Genomic DNA, 21,911 nt, shown 5'->3' with positions numbered 1-21,911 from the left:
TGTGTGTAAATTCAACAATGGATACATTTACAAAGCGATAAACTGACTCAAACATCAAGCTGCGCTTCAGCCTGAGCTAATCGATATTGGTTGCGACAGCTACCTTTTGCAAGGTAAAGTGCACGATCGGCAGCCTATATAAATTTCTGAATTTGATAAGATTTGGATGGAATGATCGTTTCCGTACCGATGCTAATCTTCACAAATTTAGACATATGGCTGGCTGGATGTGGAAGTTCGAGTGATTAAATTCTGCGTAATAAATCGGCTGCCAAAGGTTCAATTTTCAGCTTCAGTTAACACCCTAAAGAGGAGTAAAAACTCTTCGCTGCCATAGTGTGCAGCTAACTCACCATTTCGATTAGTGATTTGAGACAAAACCTCTGCAATTTGGGTCAGGCAGATGTCACCCGCCTGATGTCCTAAATGATCATTTTAATTTTCAAAAAATCGATATCGATCATCATGATGCTTAACGGTTGTTGATGACGTAGGGCATAATGCCATAGCTGTTCTAAAGCTCCTTATAACGGACGACGGTTTGCTAGCCCAGTCAGTGGGTCATGCTCTGTCATTTTTTTCAATTGTTCAGATTGCTTTTGCATCTCATTTTGATGCAGTTCAATAATGCAATTTTGCAAGAAATTTTCACGGTGTTGACGGTCGATTACATAGGCAATCGCCATACCCAGAAAGCTACTATAGGTATAGGTACGATTTAAGAACGTCCAGTCAATTTGAAAATCAAAAGCTTTGGTAATGATGTATCCAATCAAGCCACCGCACCAACCCGCAACCATGGCAATATAAAAACGCATACCAACAAAGGCATAGATGATGACCAAGGCATACTTCATGGCTGCATGTAATAGCGCATCATTGTGATCATTACCAATCACAGTAAAGATGATAAATATGATTGCAACAGCGCACATCGAGCCTAGACAAGTATAAACATTAAAATAAGGGGTTAATGCGGAAAAAAAGAAAAATCCCATGCAATCAGAATGATAAACACTACCCAAATATACAAAGGAATCTACAAAACTGCGTTATGGAATCACTTGATAAATCCCCGAACATAACAGGGCATACAGGAGAAAAATAATGATCCCGCGAAAACGAAATTCTTTCGCCGCTTCATCACGGTAGAGCGGCTGATAAATGGATTCTAAATTTGGCGTAAAATAAACTTTATTTAATCTATTTTTGATTAAACTCTCTATTTCATCCCGATGAAGTAACTTTGAGCCTTTTAATTTCATAATTCGATATGCTCATAAAAAATTTAGGATATGTGCACAACTTTTTTGTCTATATTTAACCCGTATTTATCTCTAATATAAGATTTGTATAAAATTTAACAAGTGATTTTGAGTTTTAAAATGATTAAAAAATAAAGGCTTATATAATAATTATGTGAATAATGGCATATTCAAGTAAATGCAGAAATGAAAAAAACCGATCCTGAGATCGGTTTTAAAATATGTAGATCGAATTAAATGTTGTATTGCATTATGGTTTATAGAGGCCAAGTTCAATCAAATGCAGTCGTAGTATACGGCGCAGTTCAAGTACAGCTTCTGGGGTTTCTTGAATCGAATGACCACCTTTAATGATCTTTTCTGAAACAGCACCCTCTAAATGCGCACTGGTGTATGGCACGACATCATCCGAGATTACATTTTTATCTTGGCTATTGGTGTTATTTCCCATAATTGAATGAAACTTCAAACCTTTACGTGGCTGAATATCTTCAGTGAGCGCAATAAATTTGGATTGGTGGCTTAAGTCACTTGGTCCATTTTGGATTAAGCCGTGGTCGATTTCACGGAATAAATCTTTCAGGTCTTCTTCCTGAGTTAACACATCACCCATGGCTGATAAGAAAGCGCCCGGAAGTTTAATGATTTTTCGAGCAGCTTTGGTAAACCAACGATCTGCGTATTCAGTACCACGATGCGGTGCAGCCAAGAAAATCGCACGGCTGAAATTTGGAATATCGTCAATTACCATACGCTGCTTCACGACTGGAATATTGCGGTACTGATTTAATTGACGTGAGTTCATCATTTTCAAAGCAGATTGTGTGGTATCGGCTTGGCTAACCAGTAGTCGTGCAATAATTCCGCCCATACTATGACCAACTAAAACCGCATCTTTTTTAGCTGCAGCATTGGCGTCGACTTTATTAAAAGTTTGAGTCAATATGGAATAAATTTGGAAGCGGCTTTCAATAATCGGCATGTTGGTTGAGTAGAACACTTGCCACACTTGATAGTGCTCACGTAGCACTGAATCGCCCATAATATCGTTGGTGAGACGAATCCATGCTTCAGGGCTACTAGCAAGACCATGTACCAAAACGATGACTTTTTTGTCAGGATTATATGGTTCAAGCATGTATAAATGTGGCATCGTGAGTTTTTCATCACGGTCAATCAGGGATAAATACGCTGCCTTGCCCAAGTTGTTTTGTGCTAACCAAAGACCATAAGGTGCAGAAAAATTGGCTGCAAGGGCATAGTTTTTATTGGCAATATTGACCTGTTCATATTTGTACGGGTCGTAAGCCTTAATTTGAAACTCATGCTGATTTAAAATTTGATCAACTGAAGTTGTGGTGCTTACAGGTTCCGCTGTTAAGGTTGCAGCTAAATAGCGCGCTTGATGGATATTAGGGTTTGAACCAGACGGATATTTAAAATCTATTGGGTTGATAATGTATTTGGCTTTGCCTGTTTCAACTGTATGTTCTTCGGGTAAAACCACAAGGAATTCGGAACCAAAACCATCTCGGCGGGTAATTGAACGTAAACCTGAGAAGTTGAGGTTATAGGTTGACATCAATTGTTCAATTTTACGATTTTTGAGTTCTGGGTAATGGCTGAAGTCAATATGATAGGTGGTTTGTCCGACTTTGATCTGTTGGGTGACTTCTTGCGGTTTATAACGTAGTGCATAGCTGCTAACCAGTTTAGCAATCCCTTGATTATAGAAATCTCGGATTTGAACTTGGCGGTTATCAAAAATACGGTCAGCAGGCGCACGTTTGGTTTTAAACATATAGGCATAGCTATAGCGAATACTTTTATCCAGTAGCGTCAGCTGTTGATCTAAACATTTGTTATAAGTGTCTTGTTCAATTTTTTGTTTTTCTTCTGATTTGTGGCTACTCAGTAAACCTAATTTACAGGCAGAAGAAGACTCATATTCAATGGCTTTTGCTAAATATAATTCACTTGCCGTAGACAGTAACTGTTCGTCTTGAATTTGTGGGATTTGTTGTAGTTCATCAACACAGGCTTTCGGGTCTTCTATACACGCTTTGGCTTCACGACCTGTCATCGACAAGACATTTAAACTGGCTTCGCTGAGTTTGTTTCGAGAAATAATACTTTCACGTTCATTGGCAATAGAAACGTTGAGTTTTTGGTTTTTGACACTGACGACCTGACATCCACTCAGGACGCTGGTACTCATGATTCCAAGGAGCAGTATTGTTTTAGTATTTAGCTGCATAAAGGGGTCGCACATTGGGTTAAATATTTTCAAATCATACGATAATTGTCAGGATTTTCAATTCGCCATAAATGAAAAAAGACCGTTAAAACGGTCTTTTTTCAAAAGTATTTTCTAAATCGTTACAATTAAGACGCAGCTTTAGGCGGATTTAAAACTTGCCAAACATTCCAACGGCCTTGCTTTTCAATTTCTTGAATTAAGCGGTCAGCGACTTCGCCTTCTTGTGGGTATTTCACTTTGTAGTTCTTTAAGACCTGAATCGCGTTCTTTTTTTGTTCCATCGCAATATAGTTATTTGCTGCAGAAAGATAGGCTTCTTGAACACCTGCTTTCATCGCTTTGTCTAAGTATGGAATCGCTTCACGTTGACCACCACCTTCAGATAAACCAAAACCGAACCAGAAGTTTGCTTCAGCATCATCTTGGTTGATTTTTAAAATACGTTGTGCGTAAGTTAATGATTTAGTTGTGTACACAGAACCTAAGTCGAGGTTACGTGCCATCACACTGGCTTTAAATGCACGAACTAAAATATCAAAAGAAGCATTGTCTTTAGACGCAAGCGTATCTAATTTTTGCGTCACTTCTTTAAGTTTAAGCTCAAACCCTTTGCGTTCTTGGCGTTGAACAAAACGTGGTGGATAGTGACGTGCTTTACCTTCAACAAGCTGTAAGAAATCATCAATTTCAGTAATGTCGATTTCATTGTCACCTGCTAAAGCAGCAAATTTCATCGAACGTTCTTTGCTGTCAACAGTGGGGATAATCAGGCGGTTTTCTTCAAGAGTTAATTGCTTAGATGGGTCGGTTGGGCTAGTTACCACCATCTTAGTCACAGGCTGTGCTGCAGCTTTTTGTAAATTTAATTCAAAAGGAGGTGGTGCATCGTAGTTAAATGGGTTGAGTGCGTAGAAAGGTGGAGTCAGTTCAGGCTCTACAAAAATCATGGCATCTTTAGGAGCATTATTTTTAGTTGGGGCGCTTCCACAAGCGGCAAGGGTTAAAGCAATACAAGCAACTGCCAAGGGCTTAAGCGTCATATGATTCATCCATTAATTTATTTTATACAAAAAAGCATGTTGGTCAGTCTAAAAAAACTCTGAACAACATGCAAGTTAAAGGCAACTTATTATGATTGCTTTTGGTTAAGCTTTAGATTGATTACTTTGAGCTTCGCATTCGCGGCGCACATCTTCAATGATTTTAAGTTCTTCCTGACTAAAAGGTTGTTCATTAAGCTGTTGCTTTTTGAACGTTGGGTCAAGGAGAGACAAACGCTGACACAAATTATTCATACGTTTTTCATTGTGCTGAATACGATCTAACAACACACGCATACCTTCTAACATTGGGTCAGTTTGGTCTTGTGTTGCAGCATACGGTTGGAAACCAATACTTTCTGCATAATCGCGACGACGGCTTTCAGCTTCATCTTTTGGCTTATCTTTCGTGATAAAGCGTGCTGGATTACCTACAGCGGTAGTATCCGCAGGAACTTCTTTGGTCACCACGGCATTTGAGCCGACTTTGGCATTTTTACCTACCGTAAATGGGCCTAAGATCTTTGCACCAGCGCCAACCACTACGCCATCTTCCAAGGTGGGGTGACGTTTGCCTTTATTCCAAGTTGTGCCCCCTAAGGTCACACCATGGTAAAGGGTGACATCATCACCAATTTCAGCTGTTTCACCAATCACCACACCCATACCATGGTCAATGAAGAAACGACGACCGATTTTCGCACCCGGATGAATCTCAATGCCTGTGGCAAAGCGGCTAAAAGAAGACAATAAGCGGGCTGAGCCTTTACACTCTTTTTTCCAAAGTTCATGTGCCATACGATGCATGATTAAGGCATGAATTCCTGGATAAGTCGTTAAGACTTCGAGCGTATTTCGTGCAGCAGGATCGCGCGCGAATACAGCCTGTATATCTTCTTTAAGCTGCTTAAGCATTAGATTGATCCTCATTGTCTGTAGATTTTTTCCATGTTCCGTTATTTAAAGCCTGTACTCGGCTAAAGATGCCACGTAATAAGTGGTATTCCATACGATCTAATTGTATACGTCCAAATAGGCGACGCAAGCGTAAAGGTAATAATCTTGGATTTTTTGGATCCATAAATTCAATCTCTGCCAGCATTTTTTCAATATGCGGGTAGAACTGTTCCATCATTTCATGGGTCACTAACGGTTCATCCCATTCCATATCAATGTCATCTGTCACATGCATATTGGCATCAGGATTTGCCGTTAACTCAGTATGTGCAAGGGCAGCCATACGCATTTCATAGCAAATGACTTGAATCGCTTGGGCAACGTTTAAGACGCCATATTCAGTATTTACTGGAATAGTGACGTGGTAGTTGGCCATTGCCAATTCTTCATTGGTCAAACCACGGTCTTCACGGCCAAACACCACGGCAATTTCTTGTTGTTGTTCACAGACCGCTTTGAGAGACATTTCAGCAGCAGGGCGAGCATCAAGCAGTGGCCATGGGATGGTACGACTACGCGCACTGGTACCAAAGACAATATGACAATCTTTAATGGCATCTTCTAATGATTCAACGATTTCAATTTGATCAATTAAATCGACAGCACCGGCAGCCAAGGCATTAATGTCTGGATGCGGGTAAGTCTTCGGTGCAACTAAGACCAGCTTTGAAAGTCCCATGGTTTTCATGGCACGTAATGCACTACCAATATTTGCGGGTAATGTTGTATTCACCATGACAATACGCACATGGGAGAGATGTGCTGAAACCGCAGCATTGTCAGTTTGATTCATGATATTTCCAATATGTTTATTTAAAAAAGCAGTTCAAACAGCGTTTAAACTTTAAGAAAATTGATTGGCTTCTGCTTGGTATAAATCCATGGCATCATCCATGCTCATCCCATCTGGCGGTGGCGGAACCTGCGCAGGAATAGAGGCTTGTTCATAACTTACCGCTTTGGCAGCTTTGGATTTGACATGATATTCGACATGCAAAGATTCTTTACCGAAGTAGTCACGCAGCTTAGACAGTAATTCATCTAGTGGGGCAACTTTCCAGTTTAAGCCCAAATGAATGTCGGCCGTCGCATATGGATAGTCAATATATAACTGCACAGGTATATGCGTACACATATCGACATTGCAAAAAGGCAGTAAAATATTTTGGATGTCGCGTGATAGCGTTTTACTAAAATGTTCAGGTGTTAATTTAATTTGAATGGCATTGGCACGTTTTTGACGGATTTCATTCAAACTGAAGGCTTTAGTTAAGCGACCCATTGGCCGATCAAAACCTTCACGCTCATAAATTTCACCTTCAATGACCACCACTTTTTCGTTTTGAATCACGTCTTTGAAGCGGTTAAAACGTTCGTGATTCGCAGACACTTCAATACGTGCTGTACCATCATCGAGTGTCACCATCATACGGTTCGGGAAGTTGGCTACATCGACGACTAGGCCTGCAAATACTGTAGTGACACCGCGACGTGTAGGCGTAAGTTCATTAATACGCTGTGAAATAAAGGCTTTTAACTCTGATCGATACACATCGATCGGATGACCTGTTAGATAAAGCCCAAGAGTATCTTTTTCACCTTTAAGACGAACTTCATCTGACCACGGTTTAACAGGTTTAGAAGGTTTACGCTGAACTTCTTCAACTTCACCAAATAAATCCATCATCCCTGTTTCGCGGTTAGTGCGGGCTTGGTCAGCCGCTTGTACAGCTTCTGGCAATTGCGCCATCAAGTCAGCGCGTTCTAATCCTAAACAATCCAGTGCGCCACCACGAATCAATGCTTCAAGCGTGCGCTTATTGATTTTTTTTAGGTCAATACGATGGCAGAAGTCAAACAGATCTTTATATGGGCCATCTTGGATACGTGAGTCAATCACAGACTGCATGGCAGCTTCACCGACACCCTTGATCGCACCTAAACCATAGACGATGGTTTTTGGATCGCTGGCATGGAAATTATATAAAGACATATTGACCGAAGGTGGTAAGACTTCAAGACCATTAATACGACAGTCATCGATTAAGAACACCACGTTGTCCGTGTTCTGCATTTCCGAGGTCATCACTGCTGACATAAATTCAGCAGGGAAATGTGCTTTTAACCAAGCAGTTTGATATGCAACAAGGGCATAGGCAGCGGCATGGGATTTGTTAAAACCATAGCCTGCGAATTTTTCCATATAGTCGAAGATATGGTTGGCCGTATCTGCATCAATACCTTTGGTTGCAGCACCCTCAGTAAAGATCTGACGGTGCTTAATCATTTCTTCGACTTTCTTTTTACCCATAGCACGACGAAGTAAATCCGCGCCACCCAAGCTATAGCCAGCACAGAACTGCGCTGCCTGCATTACCTGTTCCTGATACACCATAATACCGTATGTCGGTTCAAGGACACTTTCTAGTAATGGATGTAAGTATTCAAACTCGCCACCATGCATACGGTAAATAAAGTCAGGAATCAGATCCATCGGGCCTGGACGGTATAAAGACACGAAAGCAATAATTTCTTCGAACTTACTTGGACGTGCCTCTTTCAGCATTTTTTTCATGCCGACGGATTCAAACTGGAAGACCGCTGTGGTATTCGCATCTGCGAACACAGCATAGGCAGGTTTGTCATCCAAAGGAATCAGGGAAATATCGACAGGTGTAGTGATATCTGGACGGGTATTAATGTGCTTAATGGCATCTTCAATTACCGTTAAGTTACGTAAGCCCAAGAAGTCGAATTTAACTAGACCTGCAGCTTCCACATCGTCTTTATCGAATTGGGCGACACGGTTAGTTCCATCTGCATCACATAGGACAGCCGAATAGTCAGTTAACTTAGTTGGTGCAATAACCACACCACCGGCATGTTTACCTGTGTTACGGGTAATGCCTTCAAGTTTGAGTGCCATTTCCCAAATTTCGGCTGCATCGTCGTTATCTGGGTTAGATGGGTTAGTGACAATGTCTTTGAGTTGTGGTTCGGCCTCAATGGATTCTTCCAAACTTAAACCTAAAGGCTTGGTCGGAATCATTTTAGAAATACGGTCAGCTAAACCATAAGATTTACCCAAGACACGGGCTACGTCACGAATCGCACCTTTTGCCGCCATGGTACCGAAAGTTGCAATCTGAGAGACCGCATCTCGACCATAAGTGCGTGCAACATAGTCAATAACACGGTCACGACCTGCAATACAGAAATCGACGTCAAAGTCGGGCATTGATACACGTTCAGGGTTTAAGAAACGTTCGAACAGTAGGTCATAACGCAGTGGATCTAGGTCGGTAATTTTTAAACTATAGGCAACCAAGGAACCTGCACCCGAACCACGGCCTGGACCAACAGGGACGCCATTACCTTTAGACCATTGAATAAAGTCCATGACAATCAGGAAGTAACCTGGGAATTGCATGGTCAGGATGATCCCAACTTCATAAGCCAAACGTTCATCATAAGGCTTACGAATTTCTGGCCAGTCGTCACCACGTTGTTCGACAGGATATAAATGCGCTAAACGTTCTTCTAAACCTTCTTTTGATAAATGTTCAAAATAGGTGTCAATGGTATGACCTTCAGGAATTGGATAATCGGGAAGGTCGTGGAAGCCTAAACGTAATGACACATTACAGCGTCGCGCAATGTGATAGGTATTTTCTATAGCCGTTGGAATGTCTGCAAACAGCTCCGTCATTTCCTCGGCAGTTTTAAAATACTGTTCAGGACTGTAATTTTTAGGGCGACGATTGTCACCGAGGACATAGCCATCGGCAATACAAACGCGTGCTTCATGTGCCTCGAAATCTTCTTTACGTATAAAATGCACATCGTTATGAGCAACCACACCAATGTTAAATTTCTTCGCAAGTTTTACTGCTTCGTGAATAAAGTCTTCTTCACCCGAGCGCTCAGTTCGTGTAATCGCTAGATAAACACGATTGCCAAATTTTTCGACCCATTCAGCTAACAGGGGTTCAGCTTTTTGCGGGTTAGAAGAGCAAAGCATTTTGCCGACATCACTTTGCATACCCAGTAAAACAATCAAATCTTGGTGTTGATTTAAAATCCAATCTTTTTTTACGCAAGGAATATCAAGCTGTTGACCTGAAATATAACCTTCAGAAACCAACTCTGTTAGACTGCGCCAACCTTTATTGGTCATCGCTAGAAGAGTAGCTTTGTGTTCAGCATCATTCAAACGAATGGTTGAACCAAATATGGGTTTAATGCCTTTATCTAAGCACTTTTTATAGAATTTTACAGCAGCATGTAGATTTGAAAGGTCAGTAATGGCCAGAGCGGGCATTTCATCTGCAGCTGCAGCTTTTACAAGATCAGGTATACGTACAATAGATTCAGTAATGGAAAATTCTGTAAAAATACCAAGATGTACAAAGTGCATAGATGAGTCCCTGCGAAAACAGCTGCTGATTTTAGCATGCTCTGAGATCAAACTTGCGTTTATTGCATGGCTTTATGCAGATTTATAAACTCACTGTTTAATCAATAAACGCTGTATGACAAACACCATTTAGCAAGCAATACCTTGATTAACTGAAAAAGCTATTAATTTGCTATTTTTAAAGTTGAAGGCTAGATTGCCAATATAGGGTAAATCATAGTTATGCGGCTCTTTCAGTACGGATTTTGCATGAGTGGTGAGAGTAAAATCACATAAGCCACTTCATTTGGATTGGCCAATTTTGCACTTTTGGTAAAGTCTTTTACAAATTGTTGATAGTCATTTTGGCTTATCAGATGTTTTGACCCAATTTGAATTTTAACGCGTATTTGAGTGGATTTATCCCATTCCATCCAAACATTCCCTTTGGTTTGTCCAAGTTGGGCGAAGCTGCTTTTATTTTTATAGAATGAATCATTTTTAACTTGAGAATTGTCCTCAGCATAAATTTCAAATTTTAGAAATTTACCTTTTGATGTGACATGAAATTCAGTATTGCCGGCACATTCTGAATATTCATATTTAAGCTTTACTGGATTTTTGCTGATTAATGCATTTGCTTTTGATGCAGGCAAGGGTCAGGCTAAGTCAACATCATTTACCTTAATACTAGTGACATAGTCATAATCAGCAATGGATGCAGATGCTGCTGAAGTGATGAATATCCACGTTGTGAAAAAAGTTAAGCGTAAAATTTGTGTTAGCAGTATTGTTTGCATGGGGAATATAAAATCCTGTTCTTTTGATATTTTGTACTCAATCAAGTTTTTGTAAACGTAATATTGAAGGTTATATTTTAAATTTTATGGTGTTGCTAATTTGCCGTCAAAATAATTTAAAACTAAAAAAAATTTTGGTTTAATTTTAGCTTAAAAAAAACCAAATCTTAAACATTAAAAAGCCCTCCGAAGAGAGCTTAAATATATGAATTATGCAGGCTTAGCGCAGTTTTGATAACCAGTCTCCCAGACTTTGAACAATTTGTACTAAAATCAACAAGACAATCACGGTCATGATGACCACGCTACTATCAAAACGTTGATAACCATAAGAAATGGCAAGATCACCGATACCGCCTGCACCTACTGCACCCGCCATGGCTGTTGCACCAATTAAGCTAATGGTTGCAGTCGTTAAGTTTAAAATTAAAGAGCTACGAGACTCTGGTAGGACAAATTTAGTAATGATTTGCAGCGGAGATGCACCCATCGCTTGAGCAGACTCAATGATGCCGTCATTCACTTCAAGCAACGAAGTTTCAATCAGACGACCAATGTAAGGACCAACATAGATTGTGAGGGGAACAATTGCAGCCCAAGTACCAATTGAAGTACCCACAATGACTTTGGTCAAAGGGATGACCGCAATCAAGAGGATAATAAATGGCAATGAACGCAGCGCATTCACAATCGGGTTCAAACCATGGTAGATGACACGATTAGGCAAAATGCCTTGTGGACGTGAGACATATAAAATCACGGCCTGGATAAAACCCCAAATACAGCCGAAGAGCATGGCGAAGAACACCATGTGAAAAGTTTCTTGTAGGGCAGTGACGAACTGATCCATAGACAAAGAACTTTTCCAAAAGGGTGCTGTAATTTGAGTCAGCCATTGAACAATTAAATCTCTCATTGCTGAACTCCTGCTTGAGTGACTTCAACCCCATGGTGTTCTAAGAACGCCACTGATTGTTGAATCAATGCTGCATCACCTAATAGCTGAACGAACATTTGACCAATTACCGCACCATTAATTTCAGTCATATTGGCAAACAAAATATTCAGGCTAATATCAAACTGTTTAATTACCGCTTGAATGACGGTTTCCTGTGCCGAACTGCCCAGAAATTTTAAACAATAAATACTGTTATGGTTTTGATTTTCTAGATTATTTAAAATATTAACAGGAAGCTGTTGCTGCAATACAGTTTGAATAAAGTTTTTGGTTGTATTGTGTTTTGGCTGACTAAAAATCTCTAAGGTTGAGCCGTGTTCGATGATTTTCCCTTGTTCCATCACCGCAACATAATCACAAACAGATTCAATCACATCCATTTCATGGGTGACCATGACAATAGTAATGCCTTGTTCTTGATTGATTTTCTTTAATAACGCCAATACCGAGTTAGTGGTTTGCGGATCGAGAGCAGATGTTGCTTCATCACACAGTAAAATTTTAGGATGATTGGCAAGCGCACGGGCAATCCCGACACGTTGTTTTTGACCACCAGAGAGCTCATCTGGATAGGCATTTTTCTTATGTTTTAGGTCAATAAATTCGAGCAACTCTTCTAAACGTTTTTGGCGTTCAGCTTTAGACACACCTAAAAGTTTAAGCGGCATTTCAATATTTTCTGCAACTGTTTTGGTTTGCAGTAAATTGAAGTGCTGGAAGATCATGCCAATATTGGTTCTTTCTTGACGCAGCTCTGCCGAATTTAAAGCAGTAAAGTCTTTATCATGAATAATAATTTGCCCTTCACTCGGACGTTCTAGCAAATTAATTAAACGGATTAAGGTACTTTTGCCTGCACCACTGTAGCCAATTAAACCGAAAATACAGCCATCTGGAATGTCCAGATTAATCTGATCCAGTGCTGTAACGGTTTGGCCTTTTAGCTCAAAATGCTTGGAGATATTTTTAAATTGGATCATAGCGTCAAAAAAGGGTTCAGAAATGAAAAAACAGGCAAAGTAAACTTTGCCTGTTTATTTGAAGAAATTATATTACTATTTTGCTTCAGTGAGGTAGCTAGTTGGTTTGTTTACATCAATTTTAGTACCACCAAAATGTTCATCGATGTAAGCTTTAACAGCTGGAGTGTGATAAAGCGCGCCTACTTTTTGTAGTACTGGGTCATTTTGACGGTCAGCAGCAACAGCAAGAATGTTCACGTTCATTTTTGTACTTTGATCGATTGGCTCATAGTAAACCGCATCTTTCAGTACGTTTAAACCACCTTCCATTGCAAGGGTATTACCCAAAACAATCGCATCAACTTCGTCTTTAACACGAACCGCAGTCGCCATTTGAATTGGTTTAATTACGATTTTCTTCGCATTTTCAGTTACGTCAGCAGGTGTGCCTTTTACATCGTCAAAATCTGCTTTAAGTTTGATTAAGCCAGCAGATTGAAGTAGTAACAATGCACGTGATTCGTTTGCGCCATCATTTGGAATCGCAATGGTTGCACCTGTTTTAAACTCTTCAAGTTTTTTAACTTTGCTTGAATAGATACCCATGGGTTCTAAATAAGTTGTCGAAAGCGGTGCAATTTTATCTTTATTGTTGTCATTGAACGCAACCATATAGGCATATGATTGGAATGCGTTAACATCAATTTCTTTATTTGCTACAGCAGTGTTCATAGACACATAGTCAGTGAAGTTTTTCACTTCAAGTTTAATGCCAGCTTCTTTGGTTTCAGGAAGCGTAGCAATATAGCGCCAAATATCAGCATCCGAACCAGTCGAAGCCATGGTAACAGTTTGCACTTCTGCAGTGTCTTTTTGTTGTGCGGCGTCAGTTGCAGGAGCTTCTTGTTTACCACAGCCTGAAAGGCCCACAGATAAACCGAGAACTAATCCTAGGAGCTTTTTCATATATTCACCCGAGTAAATTTATAAAATTAATAAATTCACAAATCATATTATGGAGAGATTTACTTAAGTCTTTTATCAGACAGGCTGATAGATGCTTAATAATTTAAAATGCTACACAGACTTATACAATTAGATCTGAGTCTATTTCCAAATGGGAAAAGATAGCCATTGCAAGCTGCTGTAAACAAAAGATTTAATAAAGCAAATCTCTATATTTCGCTAGGCATCATATCAATTTTTTATTATTCAATATAGTGATTTAAAAAGTTATGCTTAGCAGCAAAAATGTATATGGAACATGTTTAATTAAATAATTTAATAAGTAAAAACAATATATTATTTATAATTAAACTATTTAAGTACGTCATTTGTATAAGTTTAGGTCTATATAACAAATTTTAAAATGTATTGCTGAAAAAATGATAAAAATGAAATAAGTCCTGTCATACACAAAATTTGTAACATTCATATGTGAAAATAACGGAGAGCTTCAATCTAAGCTGAGTTGAAATCTTTATTGATATTTGAAGTTCAACTCTGATTCATGGTTTTTCAAAATCTTAGATCTAAATCTGAGGAAGATTGAATCCGCTACATTGTTTAATATAAACTGCTTAATAATTGATCATAATAAATTGCTATGTGAGGCACGCTATGTCAAATCAGTTTGATTTCGTCTCAGTTGTAAAAAAGCCTACGGTTCATTATGGCGGTAGATCGGTGAGCCATGTTTTAAAAATGGAAGATGGTAGTCAAAAAACCATCGGTGTATTTTTGCCATCAGAACAACCCATGACGTTTGAGGCACATGTGAAAGAGCGTGTTGAAATCACATCGGGGCAGTGTGTTGTGCAAATTGGCGAGCAGGGCGAGTTTGTTCAATATACGTCTGGCGAAAGCTTTATTGTTCCACAAGATTCTATTTTTAAAGTGCAATGTACTGATGTCGTTGATTATGTATGCCATTTTGATTAAGCATGCTTAGACAGGTTTGCAGTTGCTTCAGCTTTCCAACTTATGATTTTTTATTTCTAAGTCATAGCAATTGTTATGTTTAGAGTTTAAACCCCGCACTTAGCGTGTTTTTATATATGATTCAATGAATAATTTAGTTTTCTTATACGAAATCCTGCGGTAACTAAAATTAAAGTATTTAACATCACCTATAACCACTGTTTGGCAGAGTTAATGTGCTTTGGTTTTGCTGTGAATAAATATTCAATTAGCAAAATGGAATGTGTAAATAGTCACTACGCTGTATTTCATAGAGTACATGACGGTTTAATGGGTGATCCGCAGCTACACGTGGATGATTAAATTCACGGATTTTTTGTATACCAATGCGTTGCATCACACGTTCAGATGGAGTGTTTAAACTCGCTGTGAATGATATGACCTTGTCTAATCTTAGGTTTCTAAATGCATGTTTGAGTACAGCTTTTGCACCTTCGGTGGCATAACCTTGATGCCAATATTGCGGCAGTAAGCGCCAACCAATTTCAGGGGCATCGGCTATTTCAAATTCGGGCGGGTGTATGTGTAAACCGATAAAGCCAATAAATTCACCTGTGGCTTTTAGCTCTACAGCGTATAACCCCCAACCTCGTATTTCTATTGCATCGTGTAGGCGTTGCATAAATGCAGTGGCTTCGGAAGCATCAAGTTTGTTAGGGAAATAGCGCATGACGTCATCATCTGCACACATGTGGATGAATGGAGCAGTGTCGGAATCTTGCCATTGGCGGAGGATCAGGCGAGGAGTTTGGAGTTGATTAGTCATAGTGACAATAGATTATCGTTTGATTGACTCATATTCTAGTTGATACAGCTCGTTGATTAGTAAAAACTCTCTTTGGAGCTGAGAGAAGGATTTTTTTACTTCACTATGAGCGCGTTGATTGCGATAAGCTTTAAACATATTTACAAATAGTCTGCCTATGGCATTAGAGGCTTCTTCATTTTCTGCCTCCCATTTGAAGGGGGATAACTTATTTTTCTTTACGTCTGAACAAAATGCATCTTCCATTAGTGAGCTAGAGAATTTTTGCGAATTTATTTTTTCTCGAATAATATCTTCTAATCGAGTATACGCAGTCATTATTGATGCATCAGCATCTAATTTAAACTTAAAAGCTAAATCTATAATTCTCTCGTCAATTAAATTTAATGGCAATTCGCTAGGATAATAGTCATTTATTTTTAAAGGTTCATTAAGCATAAAATCTAAATTGCTAATGTAATCATAAATTGTGTTAGTCTGGCTATAAGAACTATTTAAGAAAGACTCTACGTTACTATCACTTAACGAATTTTGCCTAATGATTTCAAATTCTTTAGTTGATATAAGCAGCTCTTTGATTTCAATTTTATGCCTTTGCAATAGTTTTAAAGATTTAACAAAACCTTTATAACCTTCTGAGATATAATCTGATCTAAAGCCATATCTAATGAGATAAACAGTTCGATAACCTTTAATTAAAAAACAATGATTATGATCATTAGTTAAAACAAGTGCTCGTTCAACTTGTTCTTCAAATTGTAGAACTAAGGCAATTGCTTCAATGCAATCTTGCGTATAAGGTGTCCCTAAATATTGTATTTCTTCAGATGGTTGATTAAATAAATTAAAGCGCATTTTTAGAAAGTATTTGTTTGATATTTAATTGAATATATCAAAAAACCCCGCACTTAGCGGGGTTTTTATTCTTAAATCTAATTAAGCATTTTCACGTGCAATTGCACGGTAGCCAATATCTTTACGGTATTGAACACCATCAAAAGTCACTTTTTGGCAAAGCTCTAAAGCTTTAGCTTGTGCTTCACCAATTGTATTACCAAGTGCAGTCACGCAAAGCACACGACCGCCAGCAGTCACAATGTCACCATTTTCAAGTGCTTTAGTACCAGCATGGAACACTTTCGCATCAGCCATTTCAGTGCCTAAACCTGAAATTACATCACCATTACTAGACGTTTCAGGGTAGCCCTTAGATGCAAGTACGATACCTACAGTCTTACGCTCATCCCATTCAGCTTCCGCAGGTAAGTTACCTGCAATACCAGCTTCAACAAGGTCAACTAAAGATGATTTTAAACGCATCATAATTGGTTGAGTTTCAGGGTCGCCAAAACGGCAGTTGAACTCGATCACTTTCGGTTGACCTTGTTCATCAATCATTAAGCCTGCGTATAAGAAACCTGTATAAACGTGCCCGTCTTTTTTCATACCTTCAACGGTAGGACGCATCACTTCATTCATAGTTTTTTCAAATACATCAGCAGTTACAACAGGCGCAGGAGAGTAAGCACCCATACCGCCCGTATTTGGACCTTGGTCGCCTTCAAAAATACGTTTGTGATCTTGCGAAGTCGCCATTGGCAAAATGTTGTCGCCATCAATCATACAAATGAAAGATGCTTCTTCACCTGCCAAGAATTCTTCGATCACTACACGTGAGCCAGCATCGCCAAATTTGTTGCCAGCCAGCATGTCATCAATCGCATCAAATGCTTCTTGATTGGTCATCGCAACGATTACGCCTTTACCTGCTGCAAGACCGTCAGCCTTGATTACAATCGGCGCACCATTTTTTTCTACAAATGCTTTAGCCGCATCTACTTCTGTGAATACATCATAGAAAGCAGTTGGAATGTTGTGACGTTTTAAGAAATGCTTAGCAAATGCTTTAGAGCCTTCAAGCTGCGCTGCAAATTGAGTTGGACCCCAAATTTTTACACTTGCTTCACGGCAAGCATCCACCACACCATTGACTAGTGGTGCTTCAGGGCCAACTACGATTAAATCAACGGCATTGTTTTTTGCAAAGTCGATAATTGCAGCATTGTCTAAAATGTTAAGTGCAACATTTTCGCATTTATTTTCAGTTGCAGAACCCGCATTACCTGGTGCTACAAATACTTTTGCGACTTTGTCATCTTGTGCGATTTTCCATGCCAATGCATGTTCACGACCGCCATTACCCAAAACTAAAATATTCATCTAAAAATCCCTCAAAAGAATAGAATCCCTCCCGACCTCCCTTTAAAAAAGGGAGGGGATCACGCTTGAAAGTTATGGTTTCTTACGTGAAAAGTCCCCCTTTTTACAAAGGGGGATTTAGGGGGATTAATAAATACGACTTTTAATCAATTAGTGACGGAAATGACGCATGCCAGTGAAGACCATTGCAATACCAGCTTCATCAGCTGCAGCAATCGTTTCGTCATCACGCATAGAACCACCCGGTTGGATAATGCATTTGATGCCCGCTTTTGCAGCGTTATCAATGCCATCACGGAATGGGAAGAATGCGTCAGATGCCATTACCGCACCCTCAACCACTAAACCAGCATGTTCAGCTTTAATTGCAGCAATACGAGCAGAGTTAACGCGGCTCATTTGACCTGCGCCAACACCAATGGTTTGACGACCTTTTGCATAAACAATAGCGTTAGACTTAACGTATTTCGCAACTTTCCAAGCAAAGATCAAGTCATCAATTTCTGCTTCAGTTGGCGCACGTTTAGTCACAACTTTAAGGTCATCTTTTGTGATCATGCCTAAGTCTTGGTCTTGAACCAACAAACCGCCATTTACACGTTTGTAATCTAACTGTGCTTTACGTTCAGTGATTGCAGGAAGTTCGCCACATACGAGTACACGTACGTTTTTCTTCGCGCCAGTCACTTCTAACACACCTTCGGCAACGCTAGGAGCAATGATCACTTCAACGAACTGACGGTCTACAATGGCTTGCGCAGTTGCAACGTCTAATTCACGGTTGAATGCAATGATGCCGCCGAATGCAGATTCAGGGTCAGTTGCATAAGCAAGGTCATAAGCCGCTTGGATGCCGTCTAAAGATACTGCTACACCACATGGGTTTGCGTGTTTTACGATGACACATGCAGGCTTAGCAAATGATTTTACACATTCAAGTGCTGCGTCAGTGTCTGCGATGTTGTTATAAGATAATTCTTTACCTTGAAGTTGTTTCGCAGTAGAAACAGATGCTTCAGTTGCTGTGTCTTCTACATAGAAAGCAGCAGATTGATGCGGGTTTTCACCGTAACGTAAGTCTTGAACTTTGTTCAATTGAGTATTGAAAGTACGCGCAAATTTATCTGCTTGACCTTCTTCCTTACCTACGCGAGCGCCTAAGTAAGATGCAATCATGCCGTCATACTGTGCAGTATGTTCAAATGCTTTAACCGCAAGGTCAAAACGAGTTGCATGTGAAAGTGAACCTTCAGCTTTTAACTCTTCAACAACAGTTCCATAGTCAGATGCATTTACTACGATACCTACAGATGCATGGTTTTTCGCAGCAGCACGAACCATAGTCGGACCACCGATGTCGATATTTTCAATAGCATCAGCAAGTGAGCAGTTCGGTTTAGCCACAGTCGCAGCGAAAGGATAAAGGTTAACAACAACTAAATCGATTGCATCGATGTTGTGTTCAGCCATCACAGCTTCGTCTAGACCGCGACGAGCTAAGATACCACCATGAATTTTCGGATGTAGCGTTTTTACACGGCCGTCCATCATCTCTGGGAAACCTGTGTGCTCTGAAACTTCAACTACGGCAACATTATTGTCTTTCAACAATTTGTATGTTCCGCCAGTAGATAAAATTTCTACCCCTAGAGCAGCAAGTTCTTGTGCAAATTCAACAATTCCAGTCTTGTCAGACACAGAGATTAAAGCGCGTTTAATAGTCATGATCTTCGTCACAGTTTTCAAGGAACAGATTAAAACAAAATTAGCAAAATGCAGGTTAAAAAAAATGCCTGCGGAAGCCGCAAGCATTTTATCATTTATTCACTCATTAAACCGTGAGCTTTCAACTTTTTACGTAAAGTACCACGGTTTAAGCCGAGAATCTCAGCAGCGCGGGTTTGATTACCACGTGTATATTCAAGAACTACAGATAGAAGAGGCTTCTCCATTTCCGCCAGCACCATATCGTATACCTGAGATGGTTGCTCGCCTTGCAATTGTGCAAAGTAATGGCGAACTGCGCGATCTACGTGAATACGAAGAGCGACATCAGATTGTGCAGTAAAAATAGGAGATTTGCTATTCATGCGAATTAATCCGAAAAATCAAATATCACTTGGGTAAAGTGATTTGTTAAAAGTGGTCTATAAACTTGAATGAACTCCGTTTTAGTTCCTAATGCGGAGTTCTAAAACTTGTACATTACTTGTAGCTTGACACAACTCGCAAAATTGTTCGAAAAATAAGCGTAACATTAGATTAATAATTGTTACAGCCTAAAAAACAAACAAAAAATCTACTCAATACGCAATAAATATTAAAGCGCACGGTTGGGATTGTATTTGTTGTGAAAAATTAGCGAGGAGTTTGCAGCACAAAGCTTTCGTGGCGCGTATCATACCATTGTCTAGGAAAAAGTGAGCAAGAAAACTGCATTTTTTTTATGTTTTTTTAAATTTTTTAATAGTTTTTTCCAATATTAGGGGCGAATCAACTCAATTGAATAATTATCGAAGCTTTTGCGTGCAATTGGTAGACTAAATTGGAATTTAAAAGGACTACTTTTTGGGATCCGTTGGATGCCATGCAGACTTTTGTCCAAATACTCTTCAGGTAAAAGCGTATAGTTTGCTATTTCAGTACCATTTTCTTTTAGTGAAATTTTCATATTGGGTAAGGCAAGGCTACGGTCATGAAAATTGATCATTTCACCTGTAAAACGTGTTTCATTATTTCCAATGCTACGAATTTTGACTTTTTTGGTACTAATTAAACTGTAATGTTCCTCTAGACGTGAACAATTGAATACATCACAGACCGCAGTAAATGCAGCACCCATCACTGGACTATTTTTTAAATATTGAGGATTGAACCAGAAAAACTGGAATATAAGTGCACCAAATAAGAAAGCATTAATACAGAACCACATAAAATAATTCAGTGGTGTACGTTTTTTATCTTTTTCAGCCTGTTCTGCCCAATTTACAGCAGGAAGGTTGCCGATCGGTTCGGTACTGAAATAATTTAAGTTATTTAAATAGGTTTTTAGATCGATATTAGAGTTTTCGACTTTTTGATCAAATAGTTTTAATAAATGGTGGGTTGGTGTTTCTTCAACAGTCACTGGTGTAAGCGTATTATTAAATTCGCTGACATTAATAATAGTATTGGAGTTTTTTTGCGGCGCATTTTCTGGCTCAGGGGTAGAAAAAGACAACGCTTTATCTACCACCAAATGAGACAGTGCATTAAAAGATGTAGAGCACTTTGGGCAACAAACCATGCCCTGAGCGACAGTAAGCTGCGGAACAGTTACTTTATATGTTGTAAAACAAGTAGGGCAGTTAGTTAATTTGTCGCTCATAAGTACACATTTTAAATTTTAATACTGTTGGCGTTTACCCGAAATTCGGCACCATGTTTCGTCACGTTTTTCTACGTCTAATATATCAAAAAATTCTGAATAAACACTAGAAACATCAGAAACTTGCTCTTCAATTACACCTGCAAGTGCGAACTCTCCCTCAGATTTAATTAAAGTTGAGAATTCTGCAGCCAAGGCCATTAGAGGGCCTGCAAGAATATTGGCAACAAACACATCGGCTTTTTGTCCAGCAAGCTCTTGGTTGAACTCTTCAGGTAGGCCTACATACAAATTTTCGAGCACACCATTCAATTCGGCATTTTGTTGTGTTGCTAAAACGGCTTGTGGGTCAATATCAGTGGCATAAACTTTTTTTGCACCCAAAAGTAAAGCGGCAACACCTAAAATACCAGAACCACAACCGTAGTCGATTACGATTTTATCCTTAAGATCAACTTTACCTAACCATTGTAGGCATAAGAATGTTGATGCATGGTTGCCAGTACCAAATGCCAGACCTGGGTCTAGTTTGATGTTTACGGCGTCTGCTTCTGGTGCTTCCATCCATTCTGGTACGATCCAGTATTTTTCACCAATTTGAATAGGCTCATAAGCATCCATCCATGTGCGTTCCCATTCTTGGTCTTCAATGAATTCGCTACGCATTGGTGCTTCAGGAAGTTGAGCTTTAATAAATGTTTCTAATGCAGCAACATCAATTTCTTCATCATCTTCTTGTGCATAGATACCAGTAACGATCACTTTATTCCAAAGTGGTGTTTCACCTGGAAGTGGTTCAAGTAAATCCTGATTCTCTGCATCATCTAGCGTGACACTGACTGCACCTAAAGAACTGAGCAGCGTTTCAGTGTAATCAACTTGTGCTTTTTCAACAGTAATATGAATTTGTAACCACTTCACGGACATAACCTAAATGAGT

Annotated in this window: 17 protein-coding genes and 1 pseudogene; 1 reads left to right on the top strand and 17 read right to left on the bottom strand. The window is 39.4% G+C overall.

What is annotated here, in order from left to right; translation table 11 throughout:
- Positions 1 to 47 precede the first annotated feature (47 nt).
- The 10 genes and pseudogenes from FTU12_RS16655 to FTU12_RS06735 all read right to left on the bottom strand — a co-directional run bounded on the left by FTU12_RS16655 (position 48) and on the right by FTU12_RS06735 (position 13,604).
- Positions 48 to 1,265: pseudogene (locus FTU12_RS16655) on the bottom strand (GGDEF domain-containing protein).
- A gap of 250 nt (positions 1,266 to 1,515) precedes the next feature.
- On the bottom strand, positions 1,516 to 3,483 hold the full coding sequence (locus FTU12_RS06775) for an esterase/lipase family protein (RefSeq protein WP_373683043.1): 1,968 nt from the start codon (positions 3,481 to 3,483) through the stop codon (positions 1,516 to 1,518).
- 167 nt (positions 3,484 to 3,650) lie between these two features.
- Positions 3,651 to 4,565, bottom strand: coding sequence for an ABUW_2363 family tetratricopeptide repeat lipoprotein (locus tag FTU12_RS06770; protein WP_180003856.1), 915 nt, complete (start codon positions 4,563 to 4,565; stop codon positions 3,651 to 3,653).
- Positions 4,566 to 4,670: 105 nt separating this feature from the next.
- Entirely contained in the window at positions 4,671 to 5,480 is an 810-nt protein-coding gene (cysE, locus tag FTU12_RS06765; protein ID WP_180003858.1) for a serine O-acetyltransferase, read from the bottom strand.
- The gene (locus tag FTU12_RS06760; protein WP_078193553.1) at positions 5,473 to 6,315 is read right to left on the bottom strand and encodes an RNA methyltransferase; all 843 of its coding nucleotides are present in this window, start codon (positions 6,313 to 6,315) and stop codon (positions 5,473 to 5,475) included. The genes cysE and FTU12_RS06760 overlap by 8 nt, the downstream gene beginning before the upstream one ends.
- 51 nt (positions 6,316 to 6,366) lie before the next feature.
- A complete protein-coding gene (gene dnaE / locus FTU12_RS06755; RefSeq protein ID WP_180003861.1) occupies positions 6,367 to 9,939 on the bottom strand; it encodes a DNA polymerase III subunit alpha in 3,573 nt (1,190 codons plus the stop codon).
- 233 nt (positions 9,940 to 10,172) lie between these two features.
- Complete coding sequence (locus FTU12_RS16445; protein ID WP_257222563.1) at positions 10,173 to 10,574, bottom strand: hypothetical protein; 402 nt, start codon at positions 10,572 to 10,574, stop codon at positions 10,173 to 10,175.
- A gap of 364 nt (positions 10,575 to 10,938) precedes the next feature.
- Positions 10,939 to 11,634, bottom strand: coding sequence for a methionine ABC transporter permease (locus FTU12_RS06745; protein WP_078188742.1), 696 nt, complete (start codon positions 11,632 to 11,634; stop codon positions 10,939 to 10,941).
- Complete coding sequence (locus FTU12_RS06740; RefSeq protein ID WP_180003863.1) at positions 11,631 to 12,656, bottom strand: methionine ABC transporter ATP-binding protein; 1,026 nt, start codon at positions 12,654 to 12,656, stop codon at positions 11,631 to 11,633. Before FTU12_RS06740 ends, FTU12_RS06745 begins: the two co-directional genes overlap by 4 nt.
- Before the next feature lie 75 nt (positions 12,657 to 12,731).
- Complete coding sequence (locus FTU12_RS06735) at positions 12,732 to 13,604, bottom strand: MetQ/NlpA family ABC transporter substrate-binding protein (RefSeq protein ID WP_180007758.1); 873 nt, start codon at positions 13,602 to 13,604, stop codon at positions 12,732 to 12,734.
- Between the two features lie 654 nt (positions 13,605 to 14,258).
- Here FTU12_RS06735 and FTU12_RS06730 point away from each other — a divergent pair.
- A complete protein-coding gene (locus FTU12_RS06730) occupies positions 14,259 to 14,579 on the top strand; it encodes a pyrimidine/purine nucleoside phosphorylase (RefSeq protein WP_078188739.1) in 321 nt (106 codons plus the stop codon).
- 247 nt (positions 14,580 to 14,826) lie between these two features.
- Here FTU12_RS06730 and FTU12_RS06725 read toward each other — a convergent pair whose 3' ends face one another.
- The 7 genes from FTU12_RS06725 to prmA all read right to left on the bottom strand — a co-directional run bounded on the left by FTU12_RS06725 (position 14,827) and on the right by prmA (position 21,892).
- Positions 14,827 to 15,384: a GNAT family N-acetyltransferase gene (locus tag FTU12_RS06725; protein ID WP_180114018.1), complete on the bottom strand. Its 558-nt coding sequence runs from the start codon at positions 15,382 to 15,384 to the stop codon at positions 14,827 to 14,829.
- A 12-nt stretch (positions 15,385 to 15,396) separates the two neighbouring features.
- Positions 15,397 to 16,239 carry a TIGR02391 family protein gene (locus FTU12_RS06720; RefSeq protein ID WP_168377620.1) on the bottom strand — a complete coding sequence of 281 codons (843 nt, stop codon included), beginning with the start codon at positions 16,237 to 16,239 and terminating at the stop codon, positions 15,397 to 15,399.
- Positions 16,240 to 16,320: 81 nt separating this feature from the next.
- Complete coding sequence (gene purD / locus FTU12_RS06715) at positions 16,321 to 17,604, bottom strand: phosphoribosylamine--glycine ligase (RefSeq protein ID WP_180114017.1); 1,284 nt, start codon at positions 17,602 to 17,604, stop codon at positions 16,321 to 16,323.
- A 150-nt stretch (positions 17,605 to 17,754) separates the two neighbouring features.
- Entirely contained in the window at positions 17,755 to 19,329 is a 1,575-nt protein-coding gene (gene purH / locus FTU12_RS06710; protein WP_180088454.1) for a bifunctional phosphoribosylaminoimidazolecarboxamide formyltransferase/IMP cyclohydrolase, read from the bottom strand.
- A gap of 95 nt (positions 19,330 to 19,424) precedes the next feature.
- Positions 19,425 to 19,694, bottom strand: coding sequence for a DNA-binding transcriptional regulator Fis (gene fis, locus FTU12_RS06705; RefSeq protein WP_001086304.1), 270 nt, complete (start codon positions 19,692 to 19,694; stop codon positions 19,425 to 19,427).
- 392 nt (positions 19,695 to 20,086) lie between these two features.
- Positions 20,087 to 20,971 carry a DUF3426 domain-containing protein gene (locus FTU12_RS06700; protein ID WP_180114016.1) on the bottom strand — a complete coding sequence of 295 codons (885 nt, stop codon included), beginning with the start codon at positions 20,969 to 20,971 and terminating at the stop codon, positions 20,087 to 20,089.
- A gap of 18 nt (positions 20,972 to 20,989) precedes the next feature.
- Entirely contained in the window at positions 20,990 to 21,892 is a 903-nt protein-coding gene (gene prmA / locus FTU12_RS06695; protein ID WP_078188734.1) for a 50S ribosomal protein L11 methyltransferase, read from the bottom strand.
- Positions 21,893 to 21,911 lie beyond the last annotated feature (19 nt).

Origin of the sequence: Acinetobacter sp. YH12063 (assembly GCF_013419715.1) — a bacterium.
Classification (GTDB): domain Bacteria; phylum Pseudomonadota; class Gammaproteobacteria; order Pseudomonadales; family Moraxellaceae; genus Acinetobacter; species Acinetobacter amyesii.
The sequence above is the reverse complement of the archived record's forward strand: the minus strand, read 5'-3'. Positions and strand labels throughout refer to the sequence as shown.